Raw genomic sequence first — 12,218 nt, 5'->3', positions numbered from 1 at the left:
ACCGACGCGGCAGCCTCCCTCGCCGCGGTGGCCACGGCGCGCGCCGCGGGCGTCGGCGTGACCGTCGTCCCCGAGTCCGCCCCGGACCCCCGCTCCTCCGCCGACGCGGTGACCGCCCTGCACGACGCGGGCGCCACGAGCACCATCGCCGTCGGCGCGGCCTACGCCGACGATCCCGCGCTGGAGGGACGGATCCGCACCGCCTCCACGGGCGACCAGCTGCCGGGCGGCGGCCAGCTCGTCCTCCCCGGCAAGCGCTACGTCGCCCTCTACGGCGCGGCCGGCACCGGCGCCCTGGGGGTGCTGGGCGAGCAGGGACCCGCCGACGCGGTGGACCGGGCGAAGGCGCAGGCGGCCGAGTACCAGCCGTTCTCCGACGAGCCCGTCATCCCGATGTTCGAGCTCATCGCCACGGTCGCCGCGGGCGCCGCCGGGGACGACGGCGACTACTCGTCCGAGGTGCCCGTCGAGACGCTCCAGCCCTGGATCGACGCCGCCCGCGACGCCGGGGTCTACGTGGTCGTCGACCTCCAGCCGGGCCGCACCGACTTCCTCACGCAGGCGAAGCGGTACGAGTCCGTCCTCGCGCAGCCGGGCGTGGGCCTCGCGCTCGACCCGGAATGGCGCCTGGGGCCCGACCAGGTGCCGCTGAAGCAGATCGGCAGCGTGTCCGCGGCCGAGGTGGACGCCACCGCGGACTGGCTGGCCGGCCTGGTGCGCGACCGCGGCCTGCCGCAGAAGATGCTCGTCCTGCACCAGTTCCGGCTCGCGATGATCCAGGACCGCTCGACCCTCGACCTGTCGCACCCGGAGCTCGCGATGCTCGTGCACGCCGACGGCCAGGGCGGTCAGCCCGACAAGCAGGCCACCTGGCGGGCGCTGCACGCCGACGCCCCCGCCGGCCTCGCGTGGGGCTGGAAGAACTTCATCGACGAGGACACGCCCATGCTCACCCCCGAGCAGACGATGCGCGACGTCTCCCCCGTGCCGGACCTCGTCACCTACCAGTAGGCGGGGTCCGGGCGCGGCGGGAGGGCCCGGCGCGCCCGTCGATCCCCCGTGCGACGCCGGCCGCCGCGTGCGGAGGGCGATCAGGACCCCGTGTCCGCCCCGGCCTCCTCGTGCCGGTCGCGGTCAGGACTCCGTGACGACGCCCGCCTCCACGTGCCAGTGGCGGTCGAGGCGCACGGCGTCGAGCATCCTCCGGTCGTGGGTGACGAGCAGGAGCGTGCCGTCGTAGGAGTCGAGCGCCTGCTCGAGCTGCTCGATGGCCGGCAGGTCGAGGTGGTTGGTCGGCTCGTCGAGGACCAGCAGGTTGACCCCGCGGGCCTGCAGCAGGGCGAGACCCGCGCGGGTCCGCTCTCCCGGGGACAGGCCGTCCACCGGGCGCGTGACGTGGTCGGCGCGGAGCCCGAACTTGGCGAGGAGCGTGCGCACCTCCGCGGGCGCCATGTCGGGCACCTGCTCGGCGAACGAGTCCGCGAGCGGCAGGTCGGCCCGGAGCGACGCGCGGGCCTGGTCGATCTCCCCCACCTCGACGCTCCGGCCCGGCGACGCCTCGCCGGCGTCGGGGGCGACGCGGCCGAGGAGCAGGCCGAGGAGCGTGGACTTGCCGGCCCCGTTCGGCCCGGTGATGCCGATCCGGTCGCCGCCGTCGACCTGCAGCGACACGGGTCCCAGGGTGAAGGAGCCGCGGGTGACCGCCGCCTCGCGGAGGGTCGCGACGACCGCGCTCGAGCGGGGGGCCCGGCCGATGGTGAACGCGAGCTCCCACTCCTTGCGGGGCTCCTCGACCTCCTCGAGGCGCGCGATGCGGCTCTCCATCTGGCGGACCTTCTGGCCCTGCTTCTCGCTCGACTCGGCGGACGCCTTCCGGCGGATCTTGTCGTTGTCGGGCGCCTTGCGCATGGCGTTCCGGACGCCCTGCGACGACCACTCCCGCTGCGTGCGGGCCCGGGCGACCAGGTCCGCCTTCGTGTCCGCGAACTGCTCGTACGCCTCGCGCGCGTGGCGGCGGGTGACCTGGCGCTCCTCGAGGAACGCGTCGTAGCCGCCGTCGTAGACGCGCACGCTGTCCTGCGCGAGGTCGAGCTCGACCACCGTGGTGACGCAGCGGGCGAGGAACTCGCGGTCGTGCGAGACGAGCACGACGCCGCCGCGGAGGCCCCGCACGAAGGACTCGAGGCGCGCGAGGCCGTCGAGGTCGAGGTCGTTGGTGGGCTCGTCGAGGAGCACGACGTCGAAGCGGCTGAGGAGCAGCGCGGCGAGGGCGACGCGGGCGGCCTGGCCGCCGGAGAGCCCGGTCACGGGCAGCGCCGGGTCGAGGTCGAGCCCCAGCTCCGCGAGGGTCACCGGGAGGCGCTCGTCGAGGTCGGCGGCGCCGCTCGCCATCCACCGGTCGAGCGCCGTGCCGTACGCGTCGTCGGCGCCGGGCAGGCCCTCCCCGAGCGCGACGGCGGTGCGGTCGAGCTCCGCGGTGGCCTCGGCGCAGCCCGTGCGGCGCGCGACGTACCCCGCGACGGTCTCGCCCGGGAGCCGTTCGTGCTCCTGCGGCAGCCACCCGATGAACGCGTCGGCGGGCGACAGCAGCACGCGGCCGTCCTGCGGCGCGTCGAGCCCCGCGAGGAGGCGCAGGAGGGTGCTCTTGCCGGCGCCGTTCGCGCCGACGAGGCCCACGACGTCCCCGGGCGCGACCGTGAGGTCGAGCCCCGAGAACAGCGTCCGGTGCCCGTGGCCCCCGGAGAGGCCACGGGCGACGAGGGTGGCGGTCACGAGGCCTGCGCGCGCTCCAGCACGAGCTCGCGGACGCGGGCCGCGTCCGCCTGGCCGCGCATGGCCTTCATCACGGCGCCGATGACCGCACCGGCGGCCTGCACCTTGCCGTCGCGGATCTTCGCGAGGACGTCGGGCTGCGCCGTCAGCGCCGCGTCGATCGCCTCGATCAGCGGGCCGTCGTCGGAGACGACCGCGAGACCGCGGGCGTCCACGACCTCCTGCGCCGTGCCCTCGCCGTCGATGACGCCCTCGACGACGTCGCGGGCGAGCCGGTTCGTGAGCGTGCCGGCCTCGACCAGCTCGATCACCGACGCGACCTGCTCGGGCGTGATGAGGGTGGCGGCGTCGACCCCCCGCGCGTTGGCGATGCGGGCGATCTCGCCCGTCCACCACTTGCGCGCGGCCTGGGGCGCTGCGCCCGCCTCGACCGTGCCCACGAGCTCGGTGAGGAGGCCGGAGTTCACGACGTCCTGGAACTCGAGGTCCGTGAAGCCCCACTCGCCCTTCAGGCGGCGGCGGCGGATCGCGGGCGACTCGGGCAGCGCGGCGCGCAGCTCCTCGATCAGCTCGGGGCTCGGCTGCACGGGCAGCAGGTCGGGCTCCGGGAAGTAGCGGTAGTCGTCGGCGTCGCTCTTGGGGCGTCCGGCCGACGTGCGCCCGGTGTCCTCGTGCCAGTGCCGGGTCTCCTGCGTGATGGTGCCGCCCGCGGCGAGGATGGCCGCCTGCCGCTGGATCTCGTAGCGGATGGCCCGCTCCACCGAGCGCAGCGAGTTGACGTTCTTGGTCTCCGTGCGGGTGCCGAGCTTCCCGGACCCCCGCGGGCTCAGCGAGATGTTGGCGTCGCAGCGGAGGTTGCCGCGCTCCATCTTCGCGTCGGAGATGCCGAGGGCCACGACGATGTCGCGGATCGTCGACACGTACGCCTTCGCGAGCTCGGGCGCCTCGCCCTCGGCGCCGTAGATGATGTCGGTGACGATCTCCACGAGCGGCACGCCCGCGCGGTTGTAGTCGACCAGCGAGTGGTCGGCGCCCTGGATGCGGCCCGTCGCCCCGCCCACGTGCGTGAGCTTGCCGGCGTCCTCCTCCATGTGCGCGCGCTCGATGGGCACGGTCACGATGCGCCCGTCGGGCATCTCCACGTCGACCTGCCCGCGGAACGCGATGGGCTCGTCGAACTGGCTGATCTGGTAGTTCTTCGCGAGGTCCGGGTAGAAGTAGTTCTTCCGGGCGAAGCGCGAGCTCGGCGCGATCTCGCAGCCGAGCGCGAGCCCCAGGCTGATCGAGTGGCGCACGGCCTGCACGTTGACCACGGGCAGCGAGCCCGGCAGCCCGAGGTCCACCGGCGTGATGTTGGTGTTGGGCTCCCCGCCGAAGAAGTTCGGCGCGTCGGAGAACATCTTCGTGCGCGTGTTCAGCTCCACGTGCACCTCGAACCCGAGCACGGGCTCGAACATCTCGATGGCCTTCTCGTAGTCCATCAGCTCGGCCTTGGCCATCAGTGCGTGTCTCCGTCCGTGGTGCGGGTCGCGGCGCGCGCGAGCTCGGGTGCCTGGGCGAGCAGCGGCCCGCCCCACTGCCGCTCGAGGATCTGCTCGAGGGCGGCGCCGACCGTGTAGAGGCGCGCGTCCTCGCGGGCGGGCGCCATGAACTGGATCCCGACGGGCAGCCCGTCCTCGGGCGCGAGCCCGATGGGGAGGCCGATGCCGGGGACGCCCGCGAGGTTCGCGGGGATCGTCGTGAGGTCGTTGAGGTACATCGCCAGCGGGTCGTCGAGCTTCTCCCCCAGCTTGAACGCCGTGGTCGGCGCGGACGGCGTGACGAGCACGTCGACCTGCTGGAACGCGGCGTCGAAGTCGCGCTGGATGAGCGTGCGGACCTTCTGCGCGCTGCCGTAGTAGGCGTCGTAGTAGCCGGCGCTCAGCGCGTACGTGCCGAGGATGATGCGGCGCTTGACCTCGGGACCGAAGCCCGCCTCGCGGGTCGCGGCCATGACGTCCTCCACCGTGCCGCCGCCGGGCGGGTTGACGCGGAGGCCGAAGCGCACCGAGTCGTACTTCGCCAGGTTGCTGGAGGCCTCGGCCGGGAGGATGAGGTAGTAGGCGGCGATGGCGTGCTCGAAGTTCGGGGCGGAGACCTCGACGATCTCGGCGCCGGCCTGCTCCAGGAGCGCGAGCGCCTCGCGGAAGCGCTGCGTGACGCCGGCCTGGAAGCCCTCGCCGTCGAGCTGCTTCACGACGCCGATGCGGAGGCCCTTCACGGAGCCGTCCCGCTGGCCCGCGCGCGCCGCGTCGGCGAACGAGGGCCAGGCGTCGGTGAGGGACGTGGAGTCGCGGGGGTCGTGCCCGCCGATGACGTCGTGCACGAGCGCCGAGTCGAGCACCGTGCGGGAGACGGGGCCGACCTGGTCGAGGCTCGACGCGAGCGCGATGGCGCCGTACCGGCTGACGCCGCCGTACGTGGGCTTGACGCCGACGGAGCCGGTGACGGCCGCGGGCTGGCGGATGGAGCCGCCCGTGTCGGAGCCGAGCGCGACGGGCGCCTCGAACGCGGCGACCGCGGCCGCGGATCCGCCGCCCGAGCCGCCGGGGATGCGGTCCAGGTCCCACGGGTTGTGCGTGGGCCCGAAGGCGGAGTGCTCGGTGGAGGAGCCCATCGCGAACTCGTCCATGTTGGTCTTCCCGAGCGGGACGAGACCCGCGGCGCGGAGGCGCTGGACGACGGTGGCGTCGTAGGGCGGGGTCCAGCCCTCGAGCATGCGCGAGCCCGCGGTGGACGGCATGTCGAGGGTGCAGAGGACGTCCTTGATGGCGATGGGGACGCCCGCGAGCGGGCCGAGCGGGGCGCCGTCGGCGCGCTGGGCGTCGATCTCGGCGGCGCGCCCGAGCGCCGCCTCCCCGGAGACGTGCAGGAAAGCGCGGACGTCGCCGTCCACGTGGTCGATGCGGTCGAGATGCGCGCGCACGGCGTCCACGCTCGACACGTCGCCCGCGGCGAGCCGGACGGCGAGGGCGGAGGCGCTGAGGCGCGTGAGGTCGTCGGTCATGGTGCTCCTACTGCTCTTCGCCGAGGATGGCCGACACCTTGAAGCGGCTGCCGTCGTGCTCGGGGGCGCCCGCGAGCGCCTGGGCGGTGGTCAGGGTCTCGCCCGGCACGTCGGGCCGGAAGACGTTGACCAGCGGGATCGGGTGGCTCGTGGCGGGGACGTCGGGCGTCGCGACCGCCGTGACCTTCGCGACCGAGTCCACGATGAGGCCGAGCTCCTCCGTGAGGGTCGCGATCTCCTCCGGGCTCAGGCGGATCCGCGCGAGTCCCGCGAGGTGCTCCACCTGCTCCCGGCTGATCTGCTCCGTGGGGGTCTGCGCGCCGGCGGCGCCGCGGGCGGGGGTCGTCTCCCCGCCGGTCGCGTCGGCGGGCTCGGGCCGGGTGTCGGACATGCGTCTCCAAAGGACTGTGAGCGGGGGTACCGGGAGATTCTATTAGCGTGACCCCCATGCCCACCGCAGCCCGGAAGCCCGCCCGACGCCGATCCGGACCCCGCCTCGACCTCCGGGTCGCGGCCGCGGCGGCCCTGGCGCTCGTCGCCCTGTCGGGCTGCGCGCCCGTGAGCGACGTGCGCGGCAACTGGCACCTCGTGGCCGGCAGCGACGCCGACGGCGACCTGGGCGTGGGCGACGCGCTCGTGACGATGCGCGTCGGCGGCGGGCAGGTCAGCGGCCGCGGCCCCTGCAACGACTACTCCGGCTCGATCGGCGATCCGGGTCCCGGCATGCTGCGGGACGTCGTCCCCGGCGCGCTGCCCTGCGGCGACGGCGGGCTGGAGGCGCGCTACCTGCGCGACCTCGCGGCGACGACCGCCCTCGAGGTGGAGGACGGGCACCTCGTCGCCTCCGGGCCCGACGACGTGCGGCTGGAGTACGCCGAGCGCAGCCGCGGCTGAGCCGGATCCGGCTACCGGCCGCTCGCGTCCGTCATCACGTCCTGCACCACCACCCGGCCGAGCCCGATGAGCGCGAGGTTCCGGAACGACTCCGTGCCGCGGTCGAAGTAGCTGTTGTGCCCGGTGACGCCCGCGAGCGCGCCGTCGGCGGACACGCCCGCGGACGCTCCCGTCCCGGCGACGCCGAAGTGCTCCGCGCCGAAGGACGCGCTGCCCGGATCGGATCCGAAGTACGACGAGCCGACGACCGGATCCCAGGGCGCCTCGCCCACGAAGACGCGCCCGGTGGGCACGTCCAGCTGCGACGCCTGGCGCACGGCGCCGCCGGGCGACCCGACCACGGCCAGGGCGTCGACGGACGCGCGGCCGCTCGAGAGCGCGAGCATCGACGCCGTCGACCCGTAGGAGTGCGCGATGACGCTGACGTAGGGCGGGTCGTCCGAGCGGATCCCCTGGATGCCCTGGACGGCGCCCTCCAGGTACTGCGCGCCCTCCTCCGCGAGGGCGAGCGTGCCGATGCCCGTGAGGTCCGGCGTGCGGTAGCCGATCCACGCGATCGCCGCCGCCCCGCCCGGCGCACCCTCCCCGGGGGCGAGTCCGAGGAGGACCGACTGCTGCTGCTGCAGGCGCGCCGCCACGTCCGTCCAGTCGACGAGGCGGTCGGCGACGGAGTAGTACATGCCGGGCACGACGATGCTGACGTAGGCCGCCGTGTCGAGGTCGCCCAGCACGATGCCGGCGCGTCCCGGCCACGCGGTGTCGAGCGTCAGCAGGGACCGGCCGGGACCGCCCGCCGACGTCCGCAGCGCCTCCCGCACCTCGGCCAGCATCCGCAGGTCCCGCCCGAGCACCTGCTGGGCGCCGCGACCCGACGTGCTGCGGGCAGCGGCGCGCAGGGCGGCCTCGCGCTCGTCGAGGAGCCGGCGGTTGGCGGCGTCGCGGTCGACGACGGGGAGGCCCTCGAGGTTGCCGACGAGCTCCGGGATGCCCTCGGACAACGTCCGGCGCGCGGAGGGGGCGAGGCCCGACCACCAGGCCGCCACGCTCGACGCGGCGGGCGGGCGGCGGATGAGCTCGTGGATCGTCGTCGGGATGCGGGACGCGAGACGCTGGAGCTCGACCGCGTCGAGCGCGGGCAGCCCGCCGAGGAGCGCCACCGGGGACGCGTCGCGGAGGGCGGCGTCGGAGACGTCCGCGTCACGGAGCCGCTGCACGAGGCTCGCGGGGCCGGGGAGGCGGGCGCCCGTCGCGGGAGAGGCGGCGTCGGGACCTGCGAGCACCGCGGGCGGACGCGTCGCCGCCGCTGCCGCGTCGGCGGGCACGACGACGGCCCCGACCAGTCCGCAGACGATGGCCGAGACGGTCAGCACCACGCGGACGCGAGACGGCACGATTCCAGATCCCCCCGAGAGCCGGAGCGGGAGGGCTCGCACCGGGGACTGGCGGGCCGCGCGCCGACGCACTCGGACATGCTAGCGGCGCCGCCCGCGGGATCACAGGGCCGGTCAGTCCGTGGACGTGCTCCCGTCCGCCGCGTGGCCCGGGTCGTCCGCGGCGGATGCCTCCGCCGATGCCTCCGCCGATGCCGCTTCCGGCTCCTCCTCGGGCAGCGCGATGGCGTCGGGCCCCTGCTCGACGAGGAGGCGGAACTCCGCGGCGTCGATGATCCGCACGCCGAGGGCCTCCGCCTTGCCGAGCTTCGACCCCGCACCGGGCCCCGCCGCGACGTAGTGCGTCTTCTTGCTGACGCTCGATCCCGCCTTGCCGCCGGCCGCCATGATGGCCTCGAGCGCGCCCTCGCGGGTGTAGCCGTCGAGGGATCCCGTCGCCACGACGGTCAGCCCCGCGAGCACTCCGCCGGCGGCGGCCGCGGCACCCGGACCCGGGTGGCCGGGGACGGCGGTGACGACGCCCGCGCGCTCCCACCGCTCCACGATCTCCCGGTGCCAGTCCACCTCGAACCAGTCGAGGAGGGCGTCGGCGATGATGCCGCCCACGCCGTCGACGGCGGCGAGCTCCTCGCGGCTCGCCGCCCGGATCGCGTCGAGCGAGCCGAACCACCCGGCGAGGGCGCGGGCGGCCACCGGCCCCACGTGGCGGATGCTGAGGGACACGAGGATGCGCCAGAGGTCCTGCGTCTTGGCCTTCTCGAGGTTCTCGAGCAGCACCTCGGCGGACTTGGACGGGACGGAGGCCTCGTCGCCCCACGGCTCGGCCGGGTCGAACGCGCCGTCGCGCTTCGGCACCCGCTTGCGGCGGAACGGCGTGACGCGCTTGGCCTCGCCCGTCTGCTCGTCGACCTTGACCATGCCGGTCTCGGCGTCGCGGACGACCACGGTGATGGGCACGAGGTCGGCCATGGTGAGCTCGAACAGGCCCGCCTCGGTCTCCAGCGGCGGCACCTCGGGCTCGAGCGGCTGCGTGAGCGCGGCCGCGGCGACCTCGCCGAGGCCCTCGATGTCGAGCCCGCCGCGCGAGGCGACGTGCTCGACGCGGCCCCGCACCTGCGCGGGGCAGCTGCGCGCATTCGGGCAGCGGAGGTCGATGTCGCCCTCCTTGGCGGGCTTCAGGGGCGTCCCGCACTCCGGGCACAGCGTCGGCATGACGAACTCGCGCTCCGCGCCCGTGCGCAGCTCGACGACCGGGCCGAGCACCTCGGGGATGACGTCGCCGGCCTTCCGGAGCACGACCGTGTCGCCGATGAGCACGCCCTTCGCCTTCACGACCTGCTGGTTGTGCAGCGTGGCCTGGCGCACCTCGGATCCGGCCACCTCGACCTTCTCCATGACCGCGAACGGCGTGGCGCGGCCCGTGCGGCCCACGCTCACCACGATGTCGAGGAGCGTCGTGGTGACCTCCTCGGGCGGGTACTTGTACGCGGTCGCCCAGCGGGGGGCGCGGCTCGTGGCGCCGAGCTCCTCGTGCAGGCCCAGGTCGTCGACCTTGATGACGATGCCGTCGATCTGGTGCTCGACCTCGGCGCGGTGCGCGCCGTGGCGCCGGACGAACGCCGTGACGTCCTCGATGTCGTCGAACACGCGGAAGTGGGTCGAGATGGGCAGCCCCCATCCGGCGAGGAGGCCGTAGACCTCGGACTGCGCGGACACGCCGGCGTCGGCCTCGAGCTCGCGGACGGGCCACGCGCCGATGCCGTGCACGAGCATGCGGAGCCGGCGGATGCGCGCGTGCATGAGCTCCAGGCGGGCGGGGGTCTTCCCGTCCTCCTTCTGCCGGAGGCTCCCCGCGGCGGCGTTGCGCGGGTTGGCGAACACGCGCTCGCCCACCGCCAGCTGCCGGGCGTTCAGCTCGTCGAACTCGGCGACGGGGAAGAAGATCTCGCCCCGCACCTCCACGAGCGGCGGGTGCCCGGTGCCGGCGAGGCGCTCGGGGACGGTGCCCATGGTGAGCACGTTGCGCGTGACGTCCTCGCCGACGACGCCGTCGCCGCGCGTCGCGGCCGTGACGAGCACGCCGTGCTCGTAGCGCAGGTTGATGGCCAGTCCGTCGATCTTCAGCTCGCTCAGCCAGCGCACGCGGCCGCTGCCGGCGTCGCGCACGACCTTGGCGGCCCACTCGGCGAGCTCCTCCTCGCTGAAGACGTTGTCGAGGCTGAGCATGCGCTCGGCGTGCGTGACGGGAGCGAAGAGCGTCGTCTCCGCCCGGCCGCCCACGGTCTGGGTGGGGCTGTCCTGGCTGCGGAGCTCGGGATGCGCCTCCTCGAGGGCCTCGAGCTCGTGCACGAGCGCGTCGTAGTCGCCGTCGGAGACGACGCTGCCCGTCTGGCCGTAGTACTCGTCGCGGTGGCGCTCGATCTCGGCGCGGAGCGCGTCGACCCGCTCGGACGCGGCCCGGAGACCGTCGGGGGTGGTGGCGGGCACCGCTTCGGATGCGGGCGTGGCGTCGCTCATGTCGCGGCTACTCCCCTGCTGCCGCGCCGACGAGGGCGGCGTCGCGCACGGGTGGACGCGCGTCCGCGACGGCGCTCACGGTGCGGTCGATGGTGACCTGGCCGAGCACACGCGTGCCGGCGTAGAGGACGGCGGTCTGCCCGGGGGCGACGCCGTGGAGGTGCTCGCGAGGGGTGATCACGAGCTCCAGGGTGCCGTCGACCCCCGACACCCGGGCCCGCGCGGGGACCGGGTCGGCGTGGGCGCGGATCTGCACGTCGCAGTCGAAGGGCTGGTCCGGCCGCGTCGGCGGGGTGCCGGCCCAGGTGAAGGACGAGCCGGCGATCTCCCGGATCGCCAGCGCCTCCTGCGGGCCGACGACCACCGTGTTGTCCTTCGGGCGGATCTCCAGCACGAAGCGCGGCCGCCCGTCCGCGGCGGGGGTGCCGATCGCGAGGCCCTTGCGCTGGCCCACCGTGAACGCGGCGGCGCCCGCGTGGGCGCCGATCACGTCGCCCGCGCCGTCGAGGATGTCGCCGGGCTCGGCGCCCACGCGGTCGGCCAGCCAGCCGCGCGTGTCGCCGTCGGGGATGAAGCAGATGTCGTGGCTGTCGGGCTTCTGCGCCACCTGGATGCCGCGGGCCGCCGCCTCGGCGCGCACCTCGGCCTTGGAGGGCGTCGACCCGAGCGGGAAGTAGGAGTGCGCGATCTGCTCCGCCGTGAGCACGCCGAGCACGTACGACTGGTCCTTCGCCCACGCGGCGGCGCGGTGCAGCTCGGGCTGCCCGTCCGGTCCCTCGAGGACGTCCGCGTAGTGCCCCGTGCAGACCGCGTCGAAGCCGAGGTCGAGGGCCTTCTCGAGGAGCGCGGCGAACTTGATCCGCTCGTTGCAGCGCATGCAGGGGTTCGGGGTGCGCCCGGCCTGGTACTCGGCCACGAAGTCGTCGACGACGTCGGCCGCGAACCGCTCGGAGAAGTCCCACACGTAGAACGGGATGCCGAGGAGGTCGGCCGTGCGCCGCGCGTCCATCGAGTCCTCGATGGTGCAGCAGCCGCGGGACCCGGTGCGGAGCGTGCCCGGCATGCGGCTGAGCGCCAGGTGGACGCCCGTCACGTCGTGCCCGGCCTCCACGGCCCGGGCGGCGGCCACGGCGGAGTCCACTCCGCCACTCATCGCTGCGAGGATCTTCACCCTCGGAGCCTACGCGCCGCGCGTCCCGCGAGCCCCGCCCGGGAGGCCCGCGCCACCGCGTCCGGCAGGGCGGCGAGGACCGCGTCCACGTCGGCGTCCGTGGTCGTCCGGCCGAGCGTGAGGCGGAGGGCGCCGCGCGCCTCGTCCTCGGGGACGCCCATGCCGAGGAGGACGTGCGAGACCTCGGGGACGCCGGCCTGGCACGCGGATCCGGTCGACACGGAGACGCCCGCCATGTCGAGGAGAAGGAGGAGCGAGTCGCCCTGGCACCCGGCGAAGGTGAGGTGCGCGTTGCCGGGGAGCCGGCCCGCGGGGTCCGGGTCGCCGCGCAGCACGGCGCCGGGGACGTCGCGGAGCACGGTGCGGAGGAGCCGGTCCCGCAGGGCCGCGAGGCGGCCGCGCTCGGCGTCGAGCTCGGCGACGGCGA

General features: G+C 74.9%; 9 protein-coding genes and 1 pseudogene. 2 read left to right on the top strand and 8 right to left on the bottom strand.

Going from position 1 to position 12,218, the window contains the following annotated elements:
• Window positions 1–1,011, top strand: a pseudogene (locus tag Q6969_RS07810) (hypothetical protein); the annotation flags it as partial.
• A 123-nt stretch (window positions 1,012–1,134) separates the two neighbouring features.
• Here Q6969_RS07810 and Q6969_RS07805 read toward each other — a convergent pair.
• From Q6969_RS07805 to gatC, 4 genes are read right to left on the bottom strand one after another with little or no spacing between them, the layout of a single operon-like run.
• Entirely contained in the window at window positions 1,135–2,772 is a 1,638-nt protein-coding gene (locus Q6969_RS07805) for an ABC-F family ATP-binding cassette domain-containing protein (RefSeq protein ID WP_317229926.1), read from the bottom strand.
• Entirely contained in the window at window positions 2,769–4,271 is a 1,503-nt protein-coding gene (gene gatB, locus Q6969_RS07800; protein WP_317229925.1) for an Asp-tRNA(Asn)/Glu-tRNA(Gln) amidotransferase subunit GatB, read from the bottom strand. The genes Q6969_RS07805 and gatB overlap by 4 nt, the downstream gene beginning before the upstream one ends.
• Complete coding sequence (gene gatA, locus Q6969_RS07795; RefSeq protein ID WP_317229924.1) at window positions 4,271–5,818, bottom strand: Asp-tRNA(Asn)/Glu-tRNA(Gln) amidotransferase subunit GatA; 1,548 nt, start codon at window positions 5,816–5,818, stop codon at window positions 4,271–4,273. Before gatA ends, gatB begins: the two co-directional genes overlap by 1 nt.
• A gap of 7 nt (window positions 5,819–5,825) precedes the next feature.
• On the bottom strand, window positions 5,826–6,116 hold the full coding sequence (gene gatC / locus Q6969_RS07790) for an Asp-tRNA(Asn)/Glu-tRNA(Gln) amidotransferase subunit GatC (protein WP_317229927.1): 291 nt from the start codon (window positions 6,114–6,116) through the stop codon (window positions 5,826–5,828).
• A 149-nt stretch (window positions 6,117–6,265) separates the two neighbouring features.
• On the opposite strand from gatC, the gene Q6969_RS07785 reads away from it, so the two are divergent.
• Window positions 6,266–6,712 (top strand): hypothetical protein, encoded by a 447-nt coding sequence (locus Q6969_RS07785; RefSeq protein ID WP_317229923.1) that lies wholly within the window; start codon window positions 6,266–6,268, stop codon window positions 6,710–6,712.
• Between the two features lie 11 nt (window positions 6,713–6,723).
• Here the strand turns inward: Q6969_RS07785 and Q6969_RS07780 are convergent, their stop codons facing one another.
• The 4 genes from Q6969_RS07780 to Q6969_RS07765 all read right to left on the bottom strand — a co-directional run.
• Complete coding sequence (locus tag Q6969_RS07780; RefSeq protein ID WP_317229922.1) at window positions 6,724–8,103, bottom strand: alpha/beta hydrolase; 1,380 nt, start codon at window positions 8,101–8,103, stop codon at window positions 6,724–6,726.
• A gap of 114 nt (window positions 8,104–8,217) precedes the next feature.
• Window positions 8,218–10,620 carry an NAD-dependent DNA ligase LigA gene (gene ligA / locus Q6969_RS07775; RefSeq protein WP_317229921.1) on the bottom strand — a complete coding sequence of 801 codons (2,403 nt, stop codon included), beginning with the start codon at window positions 10,618–10,620 and terminating at the stop codon, window positions 8,218–8,220.
• 7 nt (window positions 10,621–10,627) lie between these two features.
• A complete protein-coding gene (mnmA, locus tag Q6969_RS07770; protein ID WP_317229920.1) occupies window positions 10,628–11,791 on the bottom strand; it encodes a tRNA 2-thiouridine(34) synthase MnmA in 1,164 nt (387 codons plus the stop codon).
• Window positions 11,788–12,218, bottom strand: a 431-nt coding sequence (locus tag Q6969_RS07765; protein ID WP_317229919.1) for an aminotransferase class V-fold PLP-dependent enzyme, incomplete at its 5' end; no start/stop codon positions are given. The genes mnmA and Q6969_RS07765, both read right to left, overlap by 4 nt.

The organism is Clavibacter sp. MX14-G9D (assembly GCF_032917815.1).
Taxonomy (GTDB): domain Bacteria; phylum Actinomycetota; class Actinomycetes; order Actinomycetales; family Microbacteriaceae; genus Clavibacter; species Clavibacter michiganensis_K.
Note: the sequence above shows the minus strand (reverse complement) of the source record. Positions and strands in the feature narration are given on the sequence as shown.